The 26,398-nt window shown below is 38.7% G+C and carries 22 protein-coding genes and 1 riboswitch; of the genes, 20 read left to right on the forward strand and 2 right to left on the reverse strand.

Annotation, left to right across the window (positions count from 1 at the left end):
* The first annotated feature begins 19 nt into the window (after positions 1 to 19).
* From LG336_RS11675 to LG336_RS11730, 12 genes are all read left to right on the forward strand, one after another.
* A complete protein-coding gene (locus LG336_RS11675; protein ID WP_404332694.1) occupies positions 20 to 709 on the forward strand; it encodes a CoA transferase subunit A in 690 nt (229 codons plus the stop codon).
* Positions 710 to 719: 10 nt separating this feature from the next.
* Positions 720 to 1,376 (forward strand): CoA transferase subunit B, encoded by a 657-nt coding sequence (locus tag LG336_RS11680; protein WP_404332695.1) that lies wholly within the window; start codon positions 720 to 722, stop codon positions 1,374 to 1,376.
* A 148-nt stretch (positions 1,377 to 1,524) separates the two neighbouring features.
* Positions 1,525 to 2,886 carry a sigma-54 interaction domain-containing protein gene (locus LG336_RS11685; protein ID WP_404332696.1) on the forward strand — a complete coding sequence of 454 codons (1,362 nt, stop codon included), beginning with the start codon at positions 1,525 to 1,527 and terminating at the stop codon, positions 2,884 to 2,886.
* 193 nt (positions 2,887 to 3,079) lie between these two features.
* On the forward strand, positions 3,080 to 3,856 hold the full coding sequence (locus LG336_RS11690) for an enoyl-CoA hydratase/isomerase family protein (RefSeq protein WP_404332697.1): 777 nt from the start codon (positions 3,080 to 3,082) through the stop codon (positions 3,854 to 3,856).
* A gap of 52 nt (positions 3,857 to 3,908) precedes the next feature.
* On the forward strand, positions 3,909 to 5,051 hold the full coding sequence (locus tag LG336_RS11695) for an acyl-CoA dehydrogenase family protein (RefSeq protein ID WP_404332698.1): 1,143 nt from the start codon (positions 3,909 to 3,911) through the stop codon (positions 5,049 to 5,051).
* A 65-nt stretch (positions 5,052 to 5,116) separates the two neighbouring features.
* Positions 5,117 to 5,956, forward strand: a complete 840-nt coding sequence (locus LG336_RS11700) for a 3-hydroxyacyl-CoA dehydrogenase family protein (RefSeq protein ID WP_404332699.1) — start codon at positions 5,117 to 5,119, stop codon at positions 5,954 to 5,956.
* Positions 5,957 to 5,968: 12 nt separating this feature from the next.
* Positions 5,969 to 6,745 carry an enoyl-CoA hydratase/isomerase family protein gene (locus LG336_RS11705; protein WP_404332700.1) on the forward strand — a complete coding sequence of 259 codons (777 nt, stop codon included), beginning with the start codon at positions 5,969 to 5,971 and terminating at the stop codon, positions 6,743 to 6,745.
* A gap of 14 nt (positions 6,746 to 6,759) precedes the next feature.
* A complete protein-coding gene (locus tag LG336_RS11710) occupies positions 6,760 to 7,941 on the forward strand; it encodes a thiolase family protein (protein WP_404332701.1) in 1,182 nt (393 codons plus the stop codon).
* Between the two features lie 20 nt (positions 7,942 to 7,961).
* The gene (locus LG336_RS11715; protein WP_404332702.1) at positions 7,962 to 9,449 is read left to right on the forward strand and encodes a class I adenylate-forming enzyme family protein; all 1,488 of its coding nucleotides are present in this window, start codon (positions 7,962 to 7,964) and stop codon (positions 9,447 to 9,449) included.
* 163 nt (positions 9,450 to 9,612) lie between these two features.
* Positions 9,613 to 10,752: a TRAP transporter substrate-binding protein DctP gene (dctP, locus tag LG336_RS11720; RefSeq protein ID WP_404332703.1), complete on the forward strand. Its 1,140-nt coding sequence runs from the start codon at positions 9,613 to 9,615 to the stop codon at positions 10,750 to 10,752.
* A gap of 63 nt (positions 10,753 to 10,815) precedes the next feature.
* On the forward strand, positions 10,816 to 12,138 hold the full coding sequence (locus LG336_RS11725; protein ID WP_404332704.1) for a TRAP transporter large permease subunit: 1,323 nt from the start codon (positions 10,816 to 10,818) through the stop codon (positions 12,136 to 12,138).
* Between the two features lie 59 nt (positions 12,139 to 12,197).
* Positions 12,198 to 12,722, forward strand: coding sequence for a TRAP transporter small permease (locus tag LG336_RS11730; protein WP_404332705.1), 525 nt, complete (start codon positions 12,198 to 12,200; stop codon positions 12,720 to 12,722).
* A 42-nt stretch (positions 12,723 to 12,764) separates the two neighbouring features.
* Here LG336_RS11730 and LG336_RS11735 read toward each other — a convergent pair whose 3' ends face one another.
* On the reverse strand, positions 12,765 to 13,934 hold the full coding sequence (locus LG336_RS11735; protein WP_404332706.1) for a pyridoxal phosphate-dependent aminotransferase: 1,170 nt from the start codon (positions 13,932 to 13,934) through the stop codon (positions 12,765 to 12,767).
* A gap of 83 nt (positions 13,935 to 14,017) precedes the next feature.
* On the opposite strand from LG336_RS11735, the gene LG336_RS11740 reads away from it, so the two are divergent.
* The 7 genes from LG336_RS11740 (at position 14,018) to LG336_RS11770 (ending at position 23,190) form a co-directional block, all read left to right on the forward strand.
* On the forward strand, positions 14,018 to 14,800 hold the full coding sequence (locus tag LG336_RS11740) for a carbon-nitrogen family hydrolase (protein ID WP_404332707.1): 783 nt from the start codon (positions 14,018 to 14,020) through the stop codon (positions 14,798 to 14,800).
* Between the two features lie 102 nt (positions 14,801 to 14,902).
* Positions 14,903 to 15,007: riboswitch (SAM riboswitch) on the forward strand.
* A gap of 112 nt (positions 15,008 to 15,119) precedes the next feature.
* On the forward strand, positions 15,120 to 16,133 hold the full coding sequence (locus LG336_RS11745) for a methionine ABC transporter ATP-binding protein (protein WP_404332708.1): 1,014 nt from the start codon (positions 15,120 to 15,122) through the stop codon (positions 16,131 to 16,133).
* A complete protein-coding gene (locus tag LG336_RS11750) occupies positions 16,123 to 16,794 on the forward strand; it encodes a methionine ABC transporter permease (RefSeq protein ID WP_404332709.1) in 672 nt (223 codons plus the stop codon). The genes LG336_RS11745 and LG336_RS11750 overlap by 11 nt, the downstream gene beginning before the upstream one ends.
* A 210-nt stretch (positions 16,795 to 17,004) precedes the next feature.
* Positions 17,005 to 17,838, forward strand: coding sequence for a MetQ/NlpA family ABC transporter substrate-binding protein (locus tag LG336_RS11755; protein WP_404332710.1), 834 nt, complete (start codon positions 17,005 to 17,007; stop codon positions 17,836 to 17,838).
* 424 nt (positions 17,839 to 18,262) lie between these two features.
* Positions 18,263 to 19,933, forward strand: a complete 1,671-nt coding sequence (locus LG336_RS11760; RefSeq protein WP_404332711.1) for a class I adenylate-forming enzyme family protein — start codon at positions 18,263 to 18,265, stop codon at positions 19,931 to 19,933.
* 58 nt (positions 19,934 to 19,991) lie between these two features.
* Positions 19,992 to 21,161, forward strand: a complete 1,170-nt coding sequence (locus LG336_RS11765; RefSeq protein ID WP_404332712.1) for an acyl-CoA dehydrogenase family protein — start codon at positions 19,992 to 19,994, stop codon at positions 21,159 to 21,161.
* A gap of 397 nt (positions 21,162 to 21,558) precedes the next feature.
* Positions 21,559 to 23,190, forward strand: coding sequence for a class I adenylate-forming enzyme family protein (locus LG336_RS11770; protein ID WP_404332713.1), 1,632 nt, complete (start codon positions 21,559 to 21,561; stop codon positions 23,188 to 23,190).
* A gap of 25 nt (positions 23,191 to 23,215) precedes the next feature.
* On the opposite strand, the gene LG336_RS11775 is transcribed toward LG336_RS11770, so the two are convergent.
* On the reverse strand, positions 23,216 to 25,354 hold the full coding sequence (locus tag LG336_RS11775; protein ID WP_404332714.1) for a sigma 54-interacting transcriptional regulator: 2,139 nt from the start codon (positions 25,352 to 25,354) through the stop codon (positions 23,216 to 23,218).
* 253 nt (positions 25,355 to 25,607) lie between these two features.
* Between LG336_RS11775 and LG336_RS11780 the strand changes: the two genes are divergently transcribed.
* On the forward strand, positions 25,608 to 26,393 hold the full coding sequence (locus LG336_RS11780) for an enoyl-CoA hydratase/isomerase family protein (RefSeq protein WP_404332715.1): 786 nt from the start codon (positions 25,608 to 25,610) through the stop codon (positions 26,391 to 26,393).
* The last annotated feature ends 5 nt before the right edge of the window (positions 26,394 to 26,398 follow it).

Genomic DNA, 26,398 nt, shown 5'->3' on the forward strand with positions numbered 1-26,398 from the left:
GCTATAAGGAGGGAAATGAATGAAAAAGATTTATTCGGATTTTACGGAAGCAGTTGAAGGCATTAAGGACGGCATGACTTTAATGGTGGGTGGATTTGGCTTATGTGGGATACCCGAAAATTTGATTAAAGCATTAGCTGAAAAAGGTACAAAAGATTTGACGATTATTTCAAACAATTGTGGCGTCGATGATTGGGGACTTGGTCTATTGTTGCGAAACAAACAGATTAAGAAGATTATAGCTTCCTATGTTGGAGAAAATAAAGAATTTGAGCGGCAGCTTCTTTCCGGAGAAATTGAGGTAGAACTAACTCCACAAGGAACTTTAGCCGAAAAGATTCGTGCGGGAGGCGCGGGCATACCTGCTTTCTTTACGCCTGCTGGTGTGGGAACACCAATAGCAGAAGGGAAGGAAGTTCGTGAGTATAATGGCAAGGAATATCTTCTCGAGGAATCCTTAACAGCTGATTACAGTCTCGTACGTGCCTTTCAAGCAGATAAAATGGGGAATCTTGTCTATCGAAAAACAGCCCGCAACTTCAATTCAATGATGGCGGCCGCTGGAAAGGTGACAATTGCTGAAGTAGAAAACCTTGTCGAGGTTGGAGAATTAGATCCGAATTTTATCCACTCACCAGGAATCTATGTTCAGTCCATCATCCAAGGAGAGCAAGAAAAGAGAATTGAGCGGAGAACGATTAGGTCATAAAGGAGGGGTATTGGTGAATACAAGGGAAAAAATTGCTAGACGTGCTGAAAAGGAAATTGAAGATGGCAACTATGTGAACTTAGGGATAGGAATGCCAACAATGGTGGCCAATTTTATCAGTGAAAACAAGCAGGTTGTCCTTCAGTCAGAAAATGGACTCCTTGGAATTGGGCCTTATCCTACGGAAAATGATGTCGATGCTGACTTAATCAATGCCGGAAAAGAAACCGTTACAGTCATCCCGGGTTCCGTCTATTTCGATAGTGCCGAATCGTTTGCGATGATTCGTGGTGGTCATGTGGATGTGGCGATTCTAGGTGGGATGGAAGTTTCCCAGACGGGTGACCTAGCTAACTGGATGATTCCTGGGAAAATGGTGAAAGGGATGGGTGGTGCAATGGATTTAGTCCATGGAGCACGAAAAACCATCGTTATCATGGAGCATGTTAATAAACACGGTGAATCTAAAATCCTGAAAGAGTGTAGCTTACCACTAACCGGTAAGGGTGTGGTTGACTGTATCATTACCGACCGTGCTGTAATGCAGGTTACCGAAAATGGGTTAAAGCTAATTGAAGTGGCCAAAGACTTTACCGTTGAACAGATTCGGGAGTGTACAGAAGCAGATTTGATTGTGAGCGAAGATGTTAAGTTAGAGGCATTTTAATAAACAGCGAACAGTACTAACTACTGTTCGCTATTTAATTTCACGGTTGAATTATACATAAAGGTCTTTATAGGTAAGGTAAAGCCGGAATGCCTTTGTTTCCATCCGTTGGTATCACTAGCATTTTAATAAGAAAGGGTGACTGATATTGAGTCTTTCCACACTATCACAAGTGAATCAGGAGTTACTTTTAACAGCAATTGAGCAATCCTATGAAGGTTTCTTGCTAGCTGATTCTACTGGACGTATCTTTTATGCAAACAAAGTAGTGGAGCAAATCTCTGGTATCCCAATTACCGATATTGTCGGTAAAACGACAAGAGAAATGAGGAATGAAGGAATCATTATTAGTCAATCAATAAAAGTGTTAAAAAAGGACCCGTTAACCATTTCTCAAAAGGTATGCACGGGAGTTGAAGTGTTTATCACAAGTAAACCAGTTTACGATGATTCCGGAAATTTCCTTTGCTATGTTGCAAATTATCGTGAGTTATCTTCGTTAAATGAATTGCACAAAGAACATCATAATCAATTAAACATAAATTACTCCGAGCTTCAGCAGCTAAGGGAACAAGCATTAAAAACGGAAGACTGGATTGGAAATTCTTATAAAACAAAAGCCTTAAAGGAAAAAGTATATAAAGTGGCAAAAACAGAAGCGAGTCTCCTAATTGTTGGTGAATCAGGGGTGGGCAAGGAGGTCATCTCAAAAACAATACATAAAATGAGTGATCGGAAGGATTCCCCTTATATTCAAATAAACTGTGGTGCAATCCCAGAATCATTAATGGAGGCAGAGTTGTTTGGTTATGAAAAAGGGGCATTTACAGGAGCAGTTGCTTCAAAACCAGGGTTACTAGAAGTGGCAAATGGTGGGACTGTTCTGCTAGATGAAATTGGGGAAATGCCAATACATCTACAAGTAAAATTATTAAGGGTCATTCAAATGAAAGAAATTACCAAAGTTGGAGGAACGAAAACAAAAAAAATCAATGTCCGTTTCCTGGCTGCGACAAATCGTGACTTAAAAAAGCTTGTCCTAGAAGGAACCTTTAGAGAAGATCTATATTATCGGTTAAATGTAATTCCAATCCATATTCCGCCTTTAAGAGAAAGGAAAGAAGATATTCCACCTTTAGGTAAACATTTTTTAAAAAAGTATAATTCAAAATATTCTGCTAATAAAGTCATCACAGAAGAAACAAAGAAAATTTTAATGGAGTATCGGTGGCCAGGAAACGTACGTCAACTCGAGAATACCATTGAGCAATTGGTCATTTTAACAGAAGGAAATAAAGTAAGACCAACCGATCTACCTAGGGAAATGTCAGGGGAGATACCAAATGAACGCGAAGAAGAGATCATTCCTTTAAAACAACTCAGAGAATCTATGGAAAGGAAAATGATAAAACTGGCACTAAACCGTTATAAATCCATCCGTGAGGCTTCAAAGTACTTAGAAGTTGATCATTCTACACTTGTAAAGAAAATTAAAAAACTAGGCATTTAGAAGAAGTGGTGATAAATTTCACCACTTTTTATATTGGCAGCAAGGGTTGGTGAAATTTTTCCTTTTGAATGGTGAAAACATTCACCGTTTACGAATTTAGAGTTGCACAAACGTTGTTGCATTGAGGTTTTCACTGTTGGCACGAATATTGCATTGTTGTTATATAGAATAAATTCATGAAATGGAGGGGCAAATGGATCAATATCAGTATCTTTTCATAGAACGAAAAAGACATAAAGTTGCCGTTATAAACGTCCTTTGCCGACCATCAAGAAATATGCTTAATTCAGACTTGATAGTAGAGTTAACTAGAGCATGTAAAGAACTAAACGAGGACGATAAAATAAACTGTGTCATTTTGACAGGAGAGAAGGATGTATTTTTTGCTGGGGCTGATATAAAAGAGATGACGGGGATGTCGGTCTCGCAGGCTTTGGAAATGGCAGGAAAAATGAAAGCGCTCCAGCTCTCTATCATTCAATCTACAAAACCATACATTGCGGCTATTAATGGGTACTGCCTAGGTGGTGGTATGGAACTGGCACTGGTTTGCGATTTCCGCGTGGCAGGGCACAATGCCATGTTTGGTCTCCCCCAAGTCAATCTTGGAATTATTCCTGGAAGTGGCGGAATTTCTAGATTAACTGAAGTAGCAGGACGGACAGCAGCTTGTAAAATGATTTTAACTGGTGAAATGATAACAGCAAGTAAGGCGATGGAACTTTCTATTATCAGTGATCTTTTTGAGGATCCTCTATCGGGAGCAATCCTAATAGGAAACTCACTAGCTTCTAAAAGTAAAATGGCGATAGCTACTGCAAAAAAATTAATTAATCAAAAATATTGGCAATTGAATCAAGGACATTTCGACCAAGAAATGCAATCATTCGCATTATTGTTTGATTACCCTGACTCTGTGGAAGGCATGGGAGCCTTCTTGGAACATAGAGAGCCAACATTTAGAGACTGATAAAGGCAAAAAATTCATTAGCTTAAGAAGGTAAAGAAATGGAGGGACAATTGTGCTACTTACTGAACAACAGAACATGATTCAGAGTGTTGCCAAAAAAATCGCAAAAGAACAAATCGCCCCCCGGGCAAAAGAGGTAGATGAGAAGGGCGAGACACCATGGGAAAACCTTAAAACTTTAGCAGAGAATGGATTCTTTGGTATCCATGTTCCAGAAAAATATGGAGGAGTAGGTTCGGATATGGTTAGCCATGTGGCTGTTGTCGAGGAAATTGCTGCAGTTTGTGCATCAACGTCGGTTTCGTTATCGACACAGGCTTTAACAATTGCTCCTTTTCTGATAGCCGGAACAGAAGAACAAAAACGTAAGTATGTGACTCTGCTCGCAACCAGTCAAGTCCTAGGTTCTTTTGGAATCACGGAACCCGGGGCAGGATCGGATGTATCAAGCCTAAGGACGACAGCGGTCAGGGAAGGTGATTCCTATCGCTTGAATGGCCATAAGGTATTTATTACGAATGCAGGTGAATCTGAAATCTATGTTTTTGTCACGAGAACATCAGAAAACCGCACTCGTGGTGTAACTCTCTTCATAGTAGAAAAGGGAACACCTGGCCTTACGTTCGGAAAGAAAGAAGAAAAAATGGGAATTAGAGGGTCTGTAACAAGGGAAGTTTTCCTGGAGAATGTCATGGTTCCTAAGGAAAATATGCTGGGCGATGAGGGAGACGGATTCAAAATTTTAATGAACGTATTCAACGAAACAAGACCTGTAGTTGGTGCCCAAGCCACAGGCATTGCTCGTGGAGCTTATGAGCATTGTTTAGATTACGTGATTGAGAGAAAGCAATTTAATAAACCTCTCCATCATTTTCAAATGGTCCAATCGATGCTTGCAGACATGGCGATGAAAATAGAAGCATCTAGATTACTTGTTTTAAAAGCGGCGATGATGCTTGATCAACATGATTCGAATGTGGTTGCAAACTCATCGATGGCAAAATGTTTCGCATCGGATGTTGCTATGGAGGTCACTACGAATGCGGTTCAGTTATTAGGTGGCTATGGATATGTAAAGGATTATCCCGTTGAGAGAATGATGAGGGATGCTAAAATCACTCAAATATATGAGGGAACCAATCAAATACAAAGAATCATTATTGCGAAGGAAATTATTGCAAATGCACTTAAATAGTCAACTGTGATGTTAAGTGTAAGTTAAAGGAATAGCTGTGTAAAAAATCCAAGGAGTTGTTGAGAATGAATGTAACGGTAATTGGTGGAGGTTTGATGGGATCAGGAATCGGCCAGGTTGCTGCGCAAGCCGGTCTCAATGTAACCATAATTGATGTCTCAGAAGCATCGCTTGAAAAAGCTCAAAATAGAATTACAGATTCTGTTGATCGGTTAGCACAAAAAAACAAGATAACAAATCGAGAAGATGTTCTCTCAAAACTCACCTTTTCTTCTCAATGGGATTCCGTATCGCAAGCTGATGTCATCATTGAAGCTGTCCCAGAAAGACTGGAGCTTAAAAAGGATACGTTTAAAAAGCTCGATCAATTAGCCAAGGATGATTGCTTACTTGCTACCAATACATCATCTTTATCGATTACGAAGATTGCTAGTGTAACCACAAGACCAGAGAAAGTAATTGGGATGCATTTCTTTAGTCCAGTCCCAATGATGCCCTTATTAGAACTTGTAAAAGGCTATAAAACATCGGTAGAAACCTATGAGTTTGCTAGAGAAGTAGGAGAAAAACTTGGGAAACGAATGATTACAGCAGAAAAGGACTATCCTGGATTCCTTATGAATCGAATTTGGCTGCCAATGGTTAACGAGGCTTGTTTTGCTGTAATGGAAGGAGTAGGAACTCCAGAAGAGATTGATCAAGGGTTTATTGACGGGTATGGACATACGATGGGTCCACTAAAAACCATTGATATGGCTGGAATAGACACTGCTCTATGGGCAATGGAGGCGTTGTATGAAGGATTTAACGATCCAAAGTATCGGCCTTGTCCATTACTGAAAAAAATGGTAGAGGCAGGGGATTTGGGAAGAAAAACAGGAAGAGGATTTTATACTTATCGTTAAGGAGGAAAAGAGATGGAAGAAGTACTTTTATGCAAAATAGAAGGGAAAGTAGCGGTCATGGAAATTAATAGGCCGCCATATAATCCTCTGAATCCAGCAGTCTTTGAAAAAATGACGACTTTTTTGGAAGAGTTATATCGCAACGAAGAAGTAAATGTATTAGTGATCAAAGGAGCTGGGGAAAAAGCTTTTTCAGCTGGAGCAGACATTACTCAATTTGTGTCTAGGCTTGGGAGAAAAGACCTGTCGTTGACAGTTGGTTTTCATAAGGCATTTGAATTATTAACACAGCTACCAATACCTGTGATTGCTGCCTTGAAAGGTCATGTATTGGGTGGTGGGTTAGAGCTCGCACTCGCCTGCGATTTCCGTTTATGTGATGAACATACAAAAATGGGGTTGCCTGAAGTGAATTTAGGGATATTTCCAGGAGCTGGTGGAACCCAGCGTTTGCCAAGGTTAGTAGGAAAATCTAAAGCGATGGAATTGATTATGTTTGGGGCGCCAATCAATGCAGAAGAAGCAAAGGAGTTGGGACTCGTTAACAAGATCGTAGCTGCTGCGACTGTGGAAGAAGAAGCGATGAACTGGGCTAATATCCTTAAAGAAAAGCCGCGAGTTGCCATACAAAGGATAAAAAAGACCATTCAACATGGAGTAAATCTTCCATTAGCAGAAGGTCTTCGGTATGAAATGGAATTATTTTCGGAAATGTTTGTAAGCGAGGATGCGAAAGAAGGCGTCAGTGCCTTTCTTGAAAAAAGAACACCAAAATTTACTGGGAAATAGGGGGAAGTATGATAATGAAAAATGTTTATGTAATTGAAGGAGCGAGAACGGCGTTTGGAACGTTTGGTGGAAATTTAAAAAATACCGAGGTAACAGACTTAGGTGCGATTGCAACGAAGGAGGCGTTAAAAAAAAGCAAAGTACCAGTAGAGGAAATTGATCAAACATTTTTTGGGAATGTCATTCATTCTAGTACAAATTCACCGTATCTTGCACGGCATATTTCCTTAAAAGCAGGTATCCCGGAGACATCACCAGCGCTTACGGTCAATCGTTTATGTGGATCCGGACTTCAAGCGGTGGTAAATGCTGCACAAGCAATTAGGTTAGATGAGGCGAGTGGGGCAGTTGCAGGTGGAGCTGAAAATATGTCAATGAGCCCTCATGTCGTAAGAGATATCCGTTTTAATACCATCAAAATGGGAGTGCCACATTTTGAAGATGTCCTATCTGCTACATTAGTTGACCAATATTGTGGTTTAGGAATGGGAATGACAGCTGAAAACCTAGCGGACAAATATCAAATATCCCGTGAAGAACAAGAAGATTACGCCTTGTTAAGTCAAAATCGTGTGTCAAAGGCTAAAGAGCAGGGGATCCTTAAAAGGGAAATTACGCCTGTTCTAGATGCAAAAGGGGAATTGTTATTAGGAGAAGATGAACATCACAAACCAGAAACTACTTTGGAAAAGATTCAAAGGTTAAGACCTGCCTTTAAAAAAGACGGTAGTGTCACCGCGGCTACAGCAAGTGGAATCAATGATGGTGCAGGTGCTTTGGTTCTTGGTGATGATCAGTTGATTGAAAAACACGGAATTCAACCTTTGGCAAGAATCGTATCTTGGGGCATTGCAGGTGTTGACCCAAAAGTTATGGGAATAGGTCCAGTTCCAGCAACACTACAGGCGTTAAAAAGGGCAAACTTACAAATGGAAGATATCGATTTGATAGAAGTAAATGAAGCGTTTGCGGTTCAAGTTCTTGCTGTTAAAAAAGAGTTAGGATTTGATTTAAATAAGCTAAATGTAAATGGTGGTGCCATTGCTCTAGGTCATCCGGTCGGAGCTAGTGGTGCAAGACTACTATTAACACTTTCATACGAGTTACAAAGAAGAAATAAACGATACGGATTGGCTAGCTTATGTATAGGTGGGGGGCAAGGGATATCCGTCATAATTGAAAATAGTAACATTTAACCTTTAGGGGGTAAGATCATTTGAATTTAGATAGGCTTTTACAAAAGCATGCAGAAAGCAAACCTGAAAATTTAGCACTTGGCTGGGAAGGAGGTACTTATACTTATAGGGAATTAAATGAAAAAGTCCAAAAGCTTGCAAACCAATTTTACTTAAATGAGATTAAGCAAGGTGAGCGCATTGCCATTATTCTCGAAAACTCTCCGGAGTTTGTAATAAGTTATTATGCTAGTATGCGTGTAGGGGCGATTAACGTCCCGATTAATCCTGCACTAACTTCAAGGGAGTTCGAAATCATTATCAATGATAGTGCTCCTACAATTATTGTCACGAATGAAGCTGTAAATAACATACTAAAAAAAACAAAGCTCGTTTGTAATCCGAAATATTTACTTCCTACCGATCAAGGTTTTAGTGATCTTCTACAAGACGGGCCAGCCGAACGGTTAATAGTTGGGGTCGACACGGAAGATTGTACCATTTTATACACTTCTGGAACTACAGGTCTACCTAAAGGTGCGGTTCTTACTCATCATAATCTTTTTCATAATGCTAAAACTTTTGCGGAAGCATTCGATTTAAACGAGAAGGATAAAACATTAATCGTACCCCCATTATCTCATATTGCTGCACAATCAAACTGTTTGAATACCACGCTTTATTGTGGTGGGTTCAGCTTTATGTTATCGAGATGGAAATCAAGTACCAAAACATTAAGTACGATGGAAGAACAGAGGACAACATTCTTCTTTGGTCCGCCAACCATGTACACTTACATGTTGAATGACCCAGAGATAAATAGGTATCAATTGAAGTTAAGATTTGCATATACAGGTGCATCTCCTTTACCGGAACATATTTTTGAAAAATGGACTGAAATCTTTGGGTTTGAAATTGTTGAAGGCTATGGGCTAACAGAATGTTCCCCAGTAGTATCGGTGAATCCACCACACGGTAGAAAAAAATTAGGTAGTGTTGGCCTCCCTATTCATGATGTAAACGTTAAAATAGTCAATGATCTTCTTGAAGAGGTTCCGATAGGAGAATCTGGGGAGTTATTGGTTCAGGGACCAAATGTCATGAAGGGGTATTATAATCGGACAGAGGAAAACAATTACGCCTTTGTTGAAGGCTGGTTTAGAACTGGGGATATTGCGAAGCTGGATAAGGAAGGATATTTATATATTGTTGATCGAAAAAAAGATATGATTATTCGTTCAGGGTTTAATGTTTATCCGCGAGAAATAGAAGAAATATTATACCAGCATCCGGCAGTTTTAGAGGTTGCTGTCATAGGGTATCCGGATGAGGAAAGAGGAGAGATGGTGAAAGCGGTCTTAACTCTAAAATCTGAACATTTCGTCAATATAATTGAGGAATTAAAGGCATTTTGTAAAGAAAGATTAGCAACCTACAAAGTACCATCAAAATTTGAGATTGTGAAAGAATTGCCGAAAACAAGTTCAGGAAAAATTGTAAAAGGAAAATTAAGAGAGTTATATGCATAGAGAATCTGAAAGTTCTAGTTCTATAGGAACTGGAGTAAATAGGCTTCTTGATGTAAACGCAGTTAGAAAATGTCTTTAAAGATGAAAACGTTTTCTATATTAATGCTTTGTTTCATTAGTTTGCAGGTCAATAGTTCGCCAATAAAAAAATGGAGTGATAAGAATGAAGAAGCTGAAGATCCTTTTTTCGTTAATCATATTTGCTTTATTATTCTCTGGATGTGTACAGCAACCAAGTAGTGGAGGTGGAACGGAATCTGGAAATGAGGATGGAAATAATGGAGAGACAATTGTATTAAAACTCTCCTCCGCCTTAAGTACCCAAAATGGGTGGTGGGCAGGCTATTTCAAGCCATGGATGGAAAGGGTCGAAAAAGAGACAGATGGACGTGTAAAGTTTGAATTTTACGCTAACCAAGAGCTCATCCCGGTTAATGAAGAATTACAAGCTCTTCAGAATGGGACAATTGATATTGCCGCACCATTGTGGCCACTTTATGATCCGCAACGATTTCCTTTAAGTGAAGTCACAATGCTTCCGTTGCTAGACTCTGATACAATGCTTGCGACTAAAGCTTATGCCGACCTTGTAGAAAGTGACAAAGAGTTGATAGATGGAAAGTCGTTTAATGAATTGGAATACCAATCAAAGGGATTAAAAGTATTTGCGACACCAACTACAGAACAATATGTTATTTCAACTAAAGACTATCCGTTTAAAACAGTCAAAGACTTCCAAAATGTTTCACTTCGTTCCCCATCTAGGGTTCATGAAATTTTCGCGAAAAACGTAGGGATTAATACGATTTCAATGCCATCAGCGGATATGTTTGATGCAATCAATCGTGGTGCATTTGAGGGTAGCTTCTTTAGTATCGCTGACTGGACGGGATATGGGATGCAAGATGTGTTTAATTACACACTGGAAGGAATCAATCTCGGACATTATACGGGAGCGTGGGCTATGACGGAAGAAAAGTGGAATAGCTTACCAGAGGATATCCAGAAAATTATGGAGGAAATATCCTATGACCAAATTCTTGATGGCGCACAACTTTGGATGGATCGTTCAGAGGAAAATCGAACCTATGCAGAAGATAAAGGTGCTGTTTTTGCAACAATAGATGAGCTAGACCAGGAAGCAAAGGACCTTTTAGTAAAAGGTGTGGAAGATACTTGGTTCCAATGGATTGACCAAGTTGAAAAGAATGGTCACCCGGGGAAAGAAATGGCTAAGCTTTGGAGAGATTTAATTGTTGAACAAGGTGGTACGGTACCAGAAGAAGTTATGAATATTGAATAAATGAAAAAGAAGGTAAAGGGGAAGCCCCCTTTCCTTCATTTCTAATTAGAAGGGAGTGTTAAGATGCCAATTGAAGTATTTTACCTATTGATGCTTTTCCTTTTTGCGATATTTTTATTTTTAGGATTGCATGTTCATTCTGTATTACTCAGTATCGGGATAATTGGCATAATATTATTAGAAGGTCCTGCTTACATCACTTCTTTTCTACAAAGTAACCCTTATAAACAAGTTGCGAGTTATACCTTAACAACGATTCCTTTATTTGTTTTAATGGCACAGTTTATCGTGAAATCTGGAATTGTTCGTGATATGTACGGTATTGTATTTAATCTATCTAAAGGGCAATCAGGGTTGCTAGGTGTGTTAACCGTCATCATTGGTGCTTTCCTAGGCGCTGTATCGGGGTCTACGTCTGGTTCGTCAGCTGCTTTAGGGCAGGTTGCCGTTCCGGAGCTAAAGAAACATGGTTTTCGTGATGATATTGCGGGGGCAACCATCGCTGCTGCTGGATCTTTATCAGGGATCATTCCACCAAGTATTATTCTAATCTTATATGGTGTTGTAACAGAAACACCAATTGGTACTCTGTTTATTGCTGCAATAATTCCTGGGATATTAATGACACTCGTTATTATAGGAGTAATGCTATTTCTACATACCCGTGGTGATCAAACTGCTGCTGGGTTAGTTGAGGAAAAAGAGGATGAAGAAGAGGAACGACAACAACTAACTATATCAAGGGGTATTTTCGTTGCCTCTATTGGGCTCATCATTGTGCTAGCTATTTTTGGAGGCATATATTCGGGCGTATTTACGCCAACCGAAGCAGGTGCGGTTGGAGCGTTTATCGGCTTTATTACGGCACTCTTATTAGGGAAAGTAAATAAACAGTTTTTCGTTGAATCTTTTGCGGAAACGGTGAAAATAACAACTATGGTTTTGCTTATTATGGTAACAGCTCAGATTTTCGGGCGTTTTATTACAGTCTCTCAACTTCCAAAGGAACTAATAAATGCCTTGGGTCCACTTATTGAGTATCCGGTTGTTGTATTAATCTTACTCTCGCTTATTTATTTTCTTCTCTTTATGTTTATTGAAGGTGGAGCAGTTATTATCATGGCAACACCGGTCCTATTACCAATTGTTCAAGAGATGAATGTTGATTTACTCTGGTTCGGTATTCTTGTGTCTGTCATTTGTACAATCGGTCTCCTTACACCTCCTGTTGGACTAAGTGTTTTTGCAGTTTCGGGTGTGACAGGGATCCCTATTGAAAGGTTGTTCCGTCAATCAATGGTCATTGCAGTGGTGCTAGCTATAGTTGTTTGTGGTTTGTTGATTATTTTCCCGAGTCTTGTTACGTGGCTTCCAAGTTTAATGTAAGGATATTGGAAGGGAGACAACAATTAATGGCTACTCTTTTAGATAAGGAGGGATTTTAGTTGAATAAGGCATATAAAGTTTTTGAACATATCAAACTAGGTGGGTTAATTTTAAGTGGAAGCACAATTTTCATCATGATGTTATTTATTGTAGCTGATGTTATACTCCGAAATCTCTTAAATGCAAGTTTATTAGGAAGCTATGAAATTACCCAGTATTTCCTAATGCCATTAGCCTTTTTTCCAGGGCTAGCATTTGCCTATAGTTCGGGCATTATGCCAAGAATTGAAATGTTCGTAGTTAAGCTTAAAACTAGACATCAGCATAATATTTTTATGATGTTACTAGTATTAGAGCTGATCTTATTTTTGCTACTAACCTTTTATGGACTTCAATATGCGCTTATTGGTACCCAAGAAACGCTAGGTTTCAGTATGAAAGGTACAATCATTTCATATTATCCTATCCTATATTTTGTTCCATTAGGTTTTTTATTATTATCAATAGAGATTCTATTTTTAATTATTAAAAATGCTCATACAAAGGAACCAACTCTAAGTGTAAATAAGAATAGTCAATATTAATATTTATAGAAAAAGGCGAATGAAAAATATTCGCCTTTTTATTTATGTGTTAAATAGACTTAATTGACCGATCCGTTCAACAGCCTCAATCAGCCGATCTTCGTTCACCAATAATCCAACGCGAACATACCCTTCTCCATATTCGCCAAACCCATTTCCGGCCGCGACTGCTACACTTGCTTTTTCCAATAAAAGATCAGCAAATGCCTCACTAGTATACCCATCAGGTACCTGCAACCACGCGAAGAAGGACCCTGAAGGAGCTTCAACCTGCCAACCAATATTATGACAAGCTTGAATAAGGGCATTTCGGCGTCCTTCATATCGTTGAACAAGTTCATCCACACAGCTTTGGTCTTCAGTTAAAGCTATCGCTGCTGCCCTTTGGATTCCTGGAAAAAGGCTACAGTATAAATGATCCTGTATCAGATTGAGCGCTTCAATAATGATTGGGTTTCCGACCGCAAAGCCAACTCGCCAACCAGCCATATTATAAGTTTTCGAGAGGGTATACATTTCGACCCCAATTTCCTTAGCACCCTCTACCTCTAGGAAACTCGTGGGCTTTTGACCATCAAACCCAATGGCTCCATAGGCGAAATCATGTAGTACCGTGATATTGTGCTTTTTCGCAAATTCGACGGTTTCTTCAAAAAAAGCATGATCTGCTGTGGCCCCCGTTGGATTATTAGGATAATTTAAGTACAATAATTTTGCTGCTTCCTTTTGCTCTGATGGGATAGCCTTGTAATCAGGTAGAAATTTGTTCTCAGCCTTTAGTGGGAAGGTCTTATAGTCAACGTTTGCTAACACTGCACCCGACAAATAATCTGGGTATCCAGGATCAGGTAAGAGCATGAGGTCTCCTTCATTTAACAAGCACATTGGAAGTTCAACAAGCCCAGTTTTTGTGCCAAAAAGAATCGCGACTTCGGTATTAGGGTCAACGGTGACTCCATATTGCTTACGATAATATTCAGCCGCTGCTTCTTTTAGCTCGGAAATCCCTCTGAATGGAGAGTATTTATGTGTCTGTGGATCTTCAGCTGCAGCTTGTAATGCTTTAACAATATGGGCAGGAGTAGGCTGATCGGGGTTTCCCTGCCCTAAATTGATGATGTCTCGGCCTTCATTCACAGCTTTGGTCACTTTATTGACAAGGCTTGCAAAGAATTGAACAGGTAGTTTTTTTAATTTATCTGAGTATTCCATATAATCCACCTCTTTAAAAAATCATTGCGATAATATTTCAAATTCTATAACCTTTAAATATAATTGTCTAGAGGTGAAATCATATGAAGTTAGCAATTGTTCAAATGGACATCTTATTTGGTGAGTCAGAGAAAAATTATCAAGCTGTTGAAAAGTATATTGAGGAAGCAGTGAAGTCCGATGTGGATGTCATTGTTTTTCCAGAAATGTGGAACACAGCTTATGCTCTTGATAGGCTCAGTGAGTTGGCAGATGAAAATGGGCTTAAAACAAAAGAGATATTGTCAAGACTAGCAAAAAAACATAACGTAAATATTGTCGGGGGTTCTGTCGCAACTAAAAAGGAAAATCGTTTTTATAACACGATGTATGTTTCGGACCGAAACGGAAACATCATCGCAGAGTACGACAAAGCCCATTTATTTAAATTAATGGATGAGCATCTTTTTATGGAACAAGGGCAAAGAGACAATGTTTTTGAATTGGATGGTATCGTTTGTGGCGGTGTAATTTGCTATGATTTACGTTTTCCGGAATGGATTCGCGTCCACACTTTAGCGGGCGCAAAAGTAATTTTTGTCCCTGCTGAATGGCCGAAACTACGAATCGACCACTGGCAGCTTCTTTTACAAGCACGTGCCATTGAAAATCAATGCTTTGTTGTCGCCGTTAACCGAGTTGGAACTGATCCGAATAATGAATTTAATGGTCATTCGATGGTTATTGCCCCGTGGGGAGAAGTTATGTTAAGCAAAAAAACAGGTGAGGGAATATATTATCTAGAGATTAATCTCCAGGAAGTAGAGGATGTCCGGAATAGGATTCCTATTTATGAAGATAGACGAACGGATTTATATAAGTCTTAAATGATGAACAGAAAAATTATATAAAAAAACTATTTTTATTATTGACAAGATAGTAATAGATTAGTACTATCATAACTATATAAAAAATTTAAAAAATTAATAAACTTATCCAGAGTGACCGAGGGACTGTGCCCGATGACGTCCGGCAACCCCCAATTTGGGAAGGTGCCAATTCCTGCAGAATGTTTCCATTCTGAAAGATAAGTCGAGATTTATTGTATTTCGATGCCTCTTTCAGATGAAAGGGGCATTTTTACTAGGCAGTTAGTGTTTCTCAAAGAAGAACTTTGTAGAACTTTGTAGAAAAAGAGGTAGTGGTATGATTGAAATTCATAATCTTTCAAAAGTTTACAATACGAAAAAAGGACAAGTAAAAGGCGTAGACGACGTTTCGATCTCGATTCTAGAAGGAGAAATCTTTGGAATCGTTGGATACTCTGGTGCAGGCAAAAGTTCGTTGCTCAGGTGCATCAATCTATTAGAGAGACCAACAACTGGTCAAATTACCGTTAATGGTACAGATCTTACATCTTTGAAGGGGGAGAGGTTACGACTTGCTCGTCTAAAGATTGGGATGATTTTTCAGCACTTTTATTTAATCAGTCAAAAAACCGTATTTGAGAATGTATCATTCTCATTAAAGGCAGCAAAGTTTCCGGCTAATAAAATGAAGGAACGTGTCGAAGAGTTGCTTGAAATGGTCGGCCTTGCGGATAAAAGAGATGTTTATCCTTCCCAGCTCAGTGGCGGGCAGAAACAGAGGGTGGCAATCGCAAGGGCTCTTGCTAATAACCCAGCTGTTCTGCTTTGCGATGAAGCAACGTCAGCACTTGACCCTACCACCACGAAGTCCATTTTAAGGTTATTGAAAAAAATCAATGACGAACTAAACATCACGATTGTGTTAATTACACATGAGATGAATGTGGTGAAGGAAATTTGTAATCGCATGGCCATCATGCAGGATGGCAGAGTGATTGAACAAGGGTCTGTTTATGACATCTTTGCGAGCCCTGAGACAGATCTAACAAAAGAATTCATTGAAAGTGTCGTTTCCTTTGATGTTCCTGACATTATTTTACATCGTTGTGACGGACCAATCGTGAAAGTGACGTTTAAAGGGGAGGTTGCCGGGGAAGGGGTCATTTCGGATACACTTCAGCAATTCAATGTCAAAGGGAATTTCCTTCATGGTTCAATTGAATACATCCAAGAAATGCCACTCGGGATTTTTATTATGGAACTAAGGGGACAGGAAAAGGAAGTTCAATCAGCCCTTCAGTATATCAAGGAACGGGCAGCTCAAGTGGAGGTGGTACGAGATGGGCTTTGATTTTCAGCATTTCGTGGAACTTCTTCCTGAAATCAACAGAGCTTTCTTTCAAACGATTTATATGATTTCAATATCATTAGGGGTAGCGATCATCATTGGCTTACCAGTTGGAATCTTGTTATATGTGACAGACAAAGGGTTGTTTATGGAAAATAGGTTTGCTCAGACGATTTTAGGTTTTGTCGTGAATTTAGTTCGATCAATTCCTTTCATTATATTACTTGTTGCGCTACTCCCGTTAACCGACGCAATAGTTGGTTCCACCATTGGACCTGCCGCTGCAAGTGTCTCCTTGTCGGTTGCGGCAATTCCGTTTTTTGCTCGGATTGTTGAGACGGCGATGCGCGAAATTGATAAAGGTGTCATTGAAGCCGCCATTGCTGCGGGTGCCACACCATGGATGATTATTAAGGATGTACTACTTCTTGAGGCGAGATCGGGAATCATATCTGGTGTCACATTAACGCTGATTAGTTTAATCGGATTTTCGGCCATGGCTGGAACCGTAGGTGGCGGCGGAATCGGGGATTTGGCGATTCGCTTCGGATATTATCGATATGATAATACGATTATGATTGCAACAGTTCTTATTCTAATTATTTTAGTTCAGGTTATTCAGCTCCTTGGTGATTTTATCGCCAAAGTTGTCGATAAAAGATAAGGCTTTTTTCGTAAAGATTGGTGTTAAAATCCAAGTGCCGATTTTAACGTAAGAACAGCTAGTTAAAAGGTTTTAAAAACGTTTGTAAGCTCTTTTCTCATAATTGTGGTTTTTTTTGCAACCAAGATTTGGTGGAATCCATTGTTTTTATTTTCAAACCAACAAAGTTGAGAAAAGAGCCAAAGATAAAAAAGAAAAGGGGAAAATAATATGAAAAAATGGTTGTCTTTATTCATTCTATTATTTGTTGCAGGGACACTTGCTGCATGTGGAAGCACTGAGAGCAGTGGGAGTGAGGATGCAGGATCAGAAGAGTCAAAGGAAATTAAAATTGGTGCCACAGCTGGACCGTATAGTGACATGGTAACAAAAGCAATTAAACCAGGCTTAGAAGAAAAGGGCTACAAAGTTGAAGTGGTTGAATTTAGTGATTATATTCAGCCAAACAAAGCGTTAGATAATGGCGATATACAAGCAAACCTATTTCAGCATTCGATTTACCTTGAAAACTTTGAAAAAGAAAACAACATGGAATTAACAGGATTGATTTCTGTACCGACAGCACCGATGGGTATCTATTCAAACACGTACAAGTCTGTTGATGAAGTTAAAGACGGTTCAACAGTTACTGTACCAAACGATCCAACAAACGCAGCTCGCGCTTTTAACACTCTTCAAGATCAGGGCCTAATTAAAGTCGACGAGAATGCAGACCCACTAACGGTATCCGAAAAAGATATTGTTGAAAATCCAAAAAATTTAGTGTTCCAACCCATTGAAGCTGGACAGCTTCCTCGTTCTGTTGATAGTGCTGATTTAGCTGCTGTTCCTGGAAACTTTGCTCTAGCTGCAAAGATGGATTTACTAAGCGCATTAGCACTTGAAAACATGCTTGACCCTTACCGTAATGTTGTGGCAGTAACGACCGCTAACGAGAGTTCTCAAATTGCTCAAGATATCAAAGCGATTGTTGAGTCAGACGAGTTTGAAACAATCATTGATGAAGAGTTTCAGGGATTTGGAAAGCCTGAGTGGATGAAGTAATTTGAAGATTAAATAGATGAAAACCCGCTCCATTGTGAGCGGGTTTTTGTTTGTTTGGGTAATAGAAAATGGTGCTGTAAGTGGGAAATTGAGACCTGCTTCCTATTAATAGAACAATCGAATAGAGTAATAAACTACACCGGAATTTCCGGTGTTTTCTTTTTGTAATTCAGACGAAATAAATGCATTAAAGAATGAACAGATTGTTAAGGTTTTGAGACAGTAGTAAGGAAAAGTTATCAATATGCTATTTACACAGGGGATTTATCACCATTCGAATTGGCATGCTTATTGCATGATAATCATACAAGTTATCAGTTTAGCCGAAATTTCTTTTGGGGTGGATATTTTTTCAAGACTAGATTGTCATAAAAGTAATGGCGGAAGCTGTTAGAAAGGAAGTAGATTAAGAGGAGGAAAACATATGTTGTATGAAAGAATTGCGAACTCAAGCTGGAGTAAGAAGACCATACCGGAACTTTTTCAAGAAACCTGTCAAATTCGCAACAAGAAAGTAGCCCTAGTTTTTCAAGGAAGCGAAGTTTCCTTTGAAGAACTTTATAAAAATGTCTATAAATCTGCATCTATGTTAATTGAACTAGGAGTAAGACCCGGTGACCGTATCACCGTATTACCAACAACTCGCCCTGAGTTTATCTACCTCTACTTAGGAGCTATTCATGTAGGTGCTGTCATAAACGTGCTTAACATATTATGGGGAGAAAACGAAATTAGGGAGATTGTTGAACGGAACGACCCGAAAGTTATTGTCACAATCGATGAGCATAAGGGAAAAAATTTCATCGATTTAATCAATAATTCAGTCACGGATTATACAGTAAATGGGGATGAGGTAGCATCAAAGAAAGTAGCTAGTTTGAGGTATCTTATGCATGTAGGTGGGGACTCAAAAAATTATGACGGATTCCTATCATTTTCTTCTTTATTTGATAAAGCTAAAGATTATGATAATGAAGTTTTGAAACGAGTGAACTCACAAATCGCAACCGACGTTCAAATTATGTATCAGACCTCTGGGTCTACAGGTGTTTCCAAAACGGTAATGTTGGATCAGAGAACACCTTTGGCAGCCGCTAACTACATGGCTAAGAATACAGGTTTAGTAGAAGATGATAAGTATATTAATTTTTCTCCGCTATTTCATGTAGGTGGCTTGAATGCAATTAATTTAAATTTAGTATATGCAGGGACAACCCTCTATATAATGGATTCATTTGCCCCATTAGAAGCTCTTCAGCTTATTCATCAGCACCAGATTACGACGACTTTTGCTTTTGCCGCCCATCTACAAGGGATCAAACAACTGCCTGAATTCAGCAATTACTCTTTCAATATAAAGAAAATGCTTTTAGCGGGAGATCCAAAAGCATATGATCTAGCTGTTGAAATGTGCAATAGCGAGGAAGTAGTAATTAATATGCTATTTGGTCAAACAGAGCAGTGCGGGTTAATTGCCTTAGGAGATCACGATTGCATTAACTCTAAAATCAACAAATTTACTAACGGGAAACCACTTCCAGGTGTAGAGGTAGTTGTAAAAGATCTCCATACAGGTGAAAAGCTTCCTGAGCATCAAGCAGGTGAGCTTTGTTATCGTAGCCCTCTTTTATTTAAAGGGTACTATAAACAACCAGATAAAACGGAAAAGTCCATTGATGCTGAAGGGTATTTCCATAGTGGGGATTATGGAACGATGGAGCATGGGTATGTACGTTTCTTAGGACGATTAGGAGGCGTTATAAAATCCGGTGGTGAAAATGTTTCTACGTATAGAGTGAATTTACAACTTGTTGACCTCTTCTCGGATGAAATCGAAGATGTCCAGTCACTAGGTGTACCAGATGATTTTTGGGGAACAAAGCTAGTCGCATGGATTAGAATGAAAAAACAAGATAGTAATCTATCTCCTGACGAATTAAGGAATAGATGCAAAGGGAAAATGGCAGATTATGAGGTTCCAAAAGATATTCTTATTTGGGAGGGCGAATGGCCAATTTCCGCGGAAGGTAAAATTAATCAAAAGTTACTTACCCAAAAAGCTAAAGAAATGCTTCAAAATAAGTCCGTTCATTAAATCTGTGATCTGTCAGGGTAAAATAAACCATTAAAAGAAGACAAAGGAGGAATCTTTGATGGGACATTGGATTTTTAACGAAGAGCATGAAATGTTTCGCCAAACGATCCGTAAGTTTGTTCAAAAGGAAGTTACTCCGTATGTAGAGCAATGGGAAAAAAATGGTGAGGTACCTCGATTATTATTTAAACGAATGGCAGAAATGGGTTACTTAGGAATTAAATTCCCTACTGAATATGGTGGAAGTGGCTTGGACCTTATAACTGAAGCTGTTTTCATTGAAGAACTGGTTAAGTGTGGGGCTGGTGGCGTTCAGGCAACGATTGGCACACATACAGGGATTGCAATGACAAAGTTATGGAAGTTTGGAAATCATGAACAGAAGAAGAAGTATCTATTACCTGGAATTGAAGGGGAGATGATCTCCGCTCTAGGAATTACCGAACCTGGAGGGGGATCTGACGTTGCCTCCATTACAACTACAGCTAGAAGAGACGGTGACCATTATATATTAAATGGTTCAAAAACGTTTATTACAAATGGTGTGAATGCTGATGTTGTCATTGTAGCTGCTAAAACCAAACCAGAACCGAAACATAAAAACATCAGTCTTTTCATTGTGGAAACAGGTTGGGAAGGATTTTCTGTTGGAAAGAAGTTGAAGAAATTAGGTTGGCGTTCTTCTGATACAGGAGAACTATTCTTTGATAATGTGAGAGTACCAAAGGAAAATTTACTTGGTATTGAAAATGAAGGATTTAAATATATCATGGAGGATTTTCAATTAGAGAGAATAATCATGGCAATCGTTTGTGTTGCGCTTGCAGATAAAGCGCTGGAAGATACGATTAAGTACAGCAAGGAAAGAATCCAATTTAATAAACCATTGTCAGAATTTCAAGTGTTGCGTCATAAAATGGCGGATATGGCCATTGACATTGAAAAAGCAAGAAATATTACGTATCTTGCACTCTACAAATATATGAATGGCAAGGATGCTGTAACTGAAGCGACAATGGCGAAAGCGTATGCGGCAGAAATGGTAAATAGGGTCACAGATACTGCAATGCAAATTCATGGTGGGAACGGTTATATGATGGAGTACCCTGTTCAAAGATATTGGCGTGATGCAAGAATTAATGCAATTGGTGGAGGAACAACCCAAATAATGAATGAGGTACTCGCAAAACGGTTAGGGATATACGTAAAGAAACATACAAGTGTATAACCTTCTTTATTGTGCCTTGTCCTAATGTGTTTTTTTTAAGAAATAACAGGAATAATTGAAAAAAAACAAATTAATTTAAGAACGTAGCCTAAATTAACTTAAAAACTAAAGAACCTAGACACTTGGAGGCGTCGGTATTAACCGATGCCTTTTGTTTCTTTCATTGAACTTTTATTAGGACCTCCCCTTTTTACAATAGTTGATTACTACTATTTTTAGAGCAAATAAATCATCGTTTAGTGAACATATTGTTAAAATTTTATAACAGTAGTAAATAAAAGTACCCAAATACATATAAAGCTAAACGAAACAATCACATTAGATGTTGGCATGATTATTGCATAATAGTTTAATGAGTAATTGAATTTTGTTGGAAAAGTTTCTGGGGGTGGTCTTTTTGCAAAATTGGATTGTTCATAAAGTTTTGTCAGAAGCCGTTGTTAAGTATCCTAATAAGCCGTTTTTAATTTGCAGTGAACAAAGTGTTTCTTTTAAAGAGCTTGATGAGCTCTCCGATATTTTGGCCACAGCACTGTTAAAGGAAGGGTTTGAAAAAGGGGATTGTCTAGCGGTGCTAGCATTAAACCAAGTAGAATGGCTTTACACGTATTTTGCTGCCTCGAAAATTGGAGTGTGTGTAGTAGCTTTAAACGTTCGTTACCGGGAATCAGAGTTAGTTTATATGTTGAATAATTCTAAAGCAAAAGGAATTGTTTCCATTTCTGAATACCAAGGATTTAAGTTCTCTAGTTTATTAGAGCGGATTAAGGGGAAGATTCCAACTGTTGAAAAAATTATTTTCTTAGAGCAAGGGATTCTAGGTAGTCTAAGCTTCAATGATTTATTAAGTCTCCCGCTGGATAGAGAAGGTTTGGAATCAGTAAAACAAACCGTTCAAGAAGATGACTTGGTGCTAATCATCTATACATCTGGGACAACTGGGAAGCCTAAAGGGACTTTAATTACAAATAGGAGCATTTTAGAATCAGCTAAAGCGCAGGTAGATCATCTATCTATTCAAGAGGATGACCGCACGATTGGGTGTCTACCTCTTAACCATGTCGGGGGGATTACTTGTACGGTCCACTGTTCCTTAATAAGTTGTGGAAGCATCGTCTTGATTCCAGAGTTTATTCCAGAAAAAGTTTTAGAAGTAATAGATGAATTAAAACCAACGGTCTTTGGTGGGGTACCCACCATGTATATTATGCTGTTAAGTCATACTGGAATTAACAAATATAATTTAAATTCGTTAAAAATTTGCATTGTCGGAGGGTCTAATGTTGACCCTGGATTATGCCTGGCAATTGAATCGCAACTTCCTGAAGCAAAGATTATAAATTTATATGGTTTAAGTGAGTCATCAGGGGCATGTATTCTTTCAAGGTTATCGGATTCTATGGCAAAAGTGCTAGAAAGTATAGGGGTGCCGATTGGTGATTTCAAGGTGAAGATTGTTGACGATAAAAGAAAAGAACTTCCGAACGGTGAGGTTGGGGAGTTGGCAATTATGGGACGATGTGCCGCTAAAGGGTATTTGGGGCTTGAAAAGGAGACTAACAACGTGTTTAGCGAGGATGGCTGGCTTTATACGGGTGATATTGCTTATCTTAATCATGAAGGGTATGTTGTGTACAAGGGTAGAAAGAAAGAGATGTATATTCAAGGGGGATACAATGTTTACCCAGTTGAGGTTGAAAATATTTTAATGGAGCATTCAAAAGTAGCCTTAGCTGCGGGGGTGGGTGTTCCGGATGCATTTCTAGGTGAGATAGGAAGGTACTATATAATGCCTAAAGCGGGGCAAACCATTACTGAGGAAGAAGTAATTCTTTACTGTAACAAACACTTAGCTGATTATAAGGTTCCTAGACAAGTTGTGTTTGTCAAACAATTTCCACAAACTCCAGCTGGTAAGATACAGAAAACGGTCTTAAAGCAACAATATTTAGCTCAGGAAAGTAAAAATGAGAGCCCTTTCTTGCAGTTTAGTGATGATAACATGCCAAAGAAGCAACAATTGGAATAACTCTCCAATTGTTGCTTCTTTTTGTTCAGGAAGAGGTGAACCTTAACTCTAATTCCTCTTTTATTTGAAACTTTTTCATTTTTTGATAAAGTGTCGTCCTGCTAACTCCTAAAAGTTCGGCTGCCTTCGTTCGATTGCCCTTGCTTTTCTTCAATGCTTGGAGAATTACTTCTTTTTCAGTCTGATTAATGGACTTCTTTCGGTCAATACTTAAATTCTGTTCTTGTCTTGCAGGAATTGTTAATGGGTTGCCTGTGCCAAGTAAATCTAGTTCTTTTGGTAGATGGTCAAGTTCAATCCACTTTGAATGGCTATAATGAAACGCCCTCTCCAAAACGTTTTCTAATTGCCTAATATTCCCCGGCCAATGGTAATTCTGAAAACGATTAATCACATCTGGAGCGACCCCGATAATATTTTTCTTGGTTTTACTATTTATTTTATTGATGAAGTGGTTACACAATAATGGAATATCATCCAGCCTCTCTCTTAAAGGAGGGATGTGGAGATTGATTACATGGATACGGTAATATAAATCTTCCCTGAAAACTCCTTGTTTGACCAATTCAGCTAAGTCTTTATTCGTAGCAGCAACAATTCGAACATCGACTTTTGTTGTCTTTGTTGCCCCAATCCGTTCAAACTCTTGTTCTTGAAGAACTCTTAGCAATTTAACCTGTAAAGAAGAGGGCATATCGCCAATTTCATCAAGGAAGAGTGTACCGTTGTGAGCCAACTCAAATTTTCCAGGTTTCCCCCCCTTTTTTGCTCCAGTAAAAGCGCCATCAGCATAACCAAAAAATTCGGATTCCAACAGTTCCTCAGGGATGGCTCCGCAATTCACTTTAATAAAGGCTCCTTTTCGCCCGGATAAGTTATGGATACCTTCAGCAAATAACTCCTTTCCAGTTCCGCTTTCCCCCGTAATTAAAACATTTGACAATGATTTAGCGGCAATTGCCGCATCTTGTTTAAATCTCTCCATTTTAGGATTGATGGAAATGACAGCGGAAAAGGGGTTCGTTTCTTTAGAAATACGATATAATTCTCCGCGATAATAACTAATCTCACTTTCAAGCTTTTCCATATGATGTAGGATATCTTTCCAAGCTTCTAACTGTTGGAAAATAATTTTAAAAATTGCCCCAAACTTTTTCCCTTCCTGATAAATGGGCATTTGGGCGACAATGCACGGATGGTTATTAATTTGGATAAGCTCTCCTTCCATGTTTTCATTGTATTTAAGGCTTTTCTCTGATGGGATTTGGGGTGCAATTTTAGAAATGGGGCGACCTATTACATTAAGTTGATTATCTATTTGATAGAGCTCCATAAAGCCTTTATTCACCATCGTAATTTGGCCGTTATTGTCGGTGATGACAACCCCATCATAAGCGAGTTCGAGTGCACTATCTAAAATTCTTTTTAATCGGTTAGTTGTTTCTAGTTCATTGGCTATATTTTCGTAGGATGTAACATCGCGGAGGACAACCATTGCGCCAGTTACAAGATTAACTTCTCTTATAGGAATAAATGAAGCAATGACTGTGAGGTCTTGAAAAGTAATTCTTTTTGCATCTTGAATCTTTCCTGTTTTTAATGTTTCGATTAACCATCTTCTAAACGGCGGAAGAAAAAGATCAATTGGTGCTTCTAATAAATGCTTACCATTTAAGTTTAGTAAATTTATGGCTGTCTGGTTATACGTTGTAATTCTTAAATTTGAGTCAACGGATATGACTGCATCTTGAAGGTTTTCTATTAGTGATTTCATCCGACTCATAGTATCTTGAAACGCAGTCATATGTGAGTTAACTAGGTCTGACTTAGACATGATGCCATAAACATCTTGATTCTGATCAAGGACGACAGCTTGACTTACATTGCCTTTAACCATAATTTCCCTTGCTTCGTATAGGGATTGCTCTTTCTGAATAGTGATAACGTTTTTATTAATAAGGGGTTTAATAGGGTCATCTAGTGAAGAATTATCAATCAGAGCCTGGTAAATCGAATTCTTATGTACAATCCCTATTAACTTATTATCTTTTGTAATACACCCAATATCGACTCGGTATCCGAGAAAAGCGGATATAGTCTCCCGTATGGTAGCGAGGGGAGATAAATCGACATAGTTAACAGTAGTAAAACTTTTAACCTTCATTTAACTTCACCTCTACTATTCAGAAAATTTATATTATTCATACATCTATAATTATAGAATGTATGACGTCTAATTACAATCTGCTAATTGTAAACTTTACGAAACACCTGTAAACAGATGTGCGGTTTCATGTACATCTCTAATGGGGATATATGCTTATACGCAATGTTCAAGCATATTATTAGTTTTGGCACGCATCTTGCATTCATAACTAATAGTAGTTTGAGTATTGAGAGGAAATGAGGTGAAAGAAATGGCTTATGAAACTATTACCTATGAGGTTATAGAAAACATAGCTAAGGTAACTTTGAATTTACCTGAAATGAGAAACCCGTTGACAGAAACATCTACTCAAGAACTTATTTCCGCCATTAGGGATGCTGATGGTGATCCTAATGTCAGAGCCATTATTTTGACAGGTGCAGGAAAGGCATTTTCAGCTGGTGGGAATCTAAAAGAGTTCCAGAAAAACCTGGAGAAAACGGCTCCTGAACTATATTTTGAGGGGCGAGCAAGTACAGAGCTTTTTAAATTGGGGGCTGAAGTTACTACGCCCCTCATTGCAAGTGTCAATGGTGCTGCGCTAGGAGGCGGGACTGGGTTAGTGGCAATGTGTCATTTGGCCATTGCTTCTACGGAAGCAAAATTAGGATTGACTGAACTAAGGTTAGGGCTCGTACCATTCGTTATTATGCCATGGGTACGCCGGGCAGTTGGCGATCGAAAAATGATGGAAATGATGCTGACAGCTGAAATCATTTCAGCTGATAAGGCAAAAGAATTAAACTTAGTCCATCGTGTGGTGAGGCCGGATGAACTAGAAGCGGAGACACTGAAACTGGCAAAACAAGTGGCTAGCTTTAGCCCGCTAGCTGTCAAGTTGAGTCTAGAGTCATTTTTTAATACAGAACAAATGGATTTAATGAAGTCATTTGATTATTTAACAAATTTAAGACTTGTATCGTTTATGAGTGAGGATTTAAAAGAAGGGGCATCTGCTTTTCTTGAGAAGCGGCCGCCGAAATGGATTGGAAAATAAAAAAA

Source organism: Mesobacillus maritimus, assembly GCF_044803185.1.
Taxonomy (GTDB): Bacteria; Bacillota; Bacilli; order Bacillales; family Cytobacillaceae; genus Mesobacillus_B; species Mesobacillus_B maritimus_B.

Bases quoted from the DNA above. Each gene is read 5' to 3' on its own strand.
- LG336_RS11675 (WP_404332694.1), top strand. From the start codon at position 20: ATGAAAAAGATTTATTCGGATTTTACGGAAGCAGTTGAAGGCATTAAG.
- LG336_RS11690 (WP_404332697.1), top strand. From the start codon at position 3,080: ATGGATCAATATCAGTATCTTTTCATAGAACGAAAAAGACATAAAGTT.
- LG336_RS11700 (WP_404332699.1), top strand. From the start codon at position 5,117: ATGAATGTAACGGTAATTGGTGGAGGTTTGATGGGATCAGGAATCGGC.
- LG336_RS11705 (WP_404332700.1), top strand. From the start codon at position 5,969: ATGGAAGAAGTACTTTTATGCAAAATAGAAGGGAAAGTAGCGGTCATG.
- LG336_RS11710 (WP_404332701.1), top strand. From the start codon at position 6,760: ATGAAAAATGTTTATGTAATTGAAGGAGCGAGAACGGCGTTTGGAACG.
- dctP (WP_404332703.1), top strand. From the start codon at position 9,613: ATGAAGAAGCTGAAGATCCTTTTTTCGTTAATCATATTTGCTTTATTA.
- LG336_RS11725 (WP_404332704.1), top strand. From the start codon at position 10,816: ATGCCAATTGAAGTATTTTACCTATTGATGCTTTTCCTTTTTGCGATA.
- LG336_RS11735 (WP_404332706.1), bottom strand. From the start codon at position 13,934: ATGGAATACTCAGATAAATTAAAAAAACTACCTGTTCAATTCTTTGCA.
- LG336_RS11740 (WP_404332707.1), top strand. From the start codon at position 14,018: ATGAAGTTAGCAATTGTTCAAATGGACATCTTATTTGGTGAGTCAGAG.
- LG336_RS11745 (WP_404332708.1), top strand. From the start codon at position 15,120: ATGATTGAAATTCATAATCTTTCAAAAGTTTACAATACGAAAAAAGGA.
- LG336_RS11750 (WP_404332709.1), top strand. From the start codon at position 16,123: ATGGGCTTTGATTTTCAGCATTTCGTGGAACTTCTTCCTGAAATCAAC.
- LG336_RS11755 (WP_404332710.1), top strand. From the start codon at position 17,005: ATGAAAAAATGGTTGTCTTTATTCATTCTATTATTTGTTGCAGGGACA.
- LG336_RS11760 (WP_404332711.1), top strand. From the start codon at position 18,263: ATGTTGTATGAAAGAATTGCGAACTCAAGCTGGAGTAAGAAGACCATA.
- LG336_RS11765 (WP_404332712.1), top strand. From the start codon at position 19,992: ATGGGACATTGGATTTTTAACGAAGAGCATGAAATGTTTCGCCAAACG.
- LG336_RS11775 (WP_404332714.1), bottom strand. From the start codon at position 25,354: ATGAAGGTTAAAAGTTTTACTACTGTTAACTATGTCGATTTATCTCCC.
- LG336_RS11780 (WP_404332715.1), top strand. From the start codon at position 25,608: ATGGCTTATGAAACTATTACCTATGAGGTTATAGAAAACATAGCTAAG.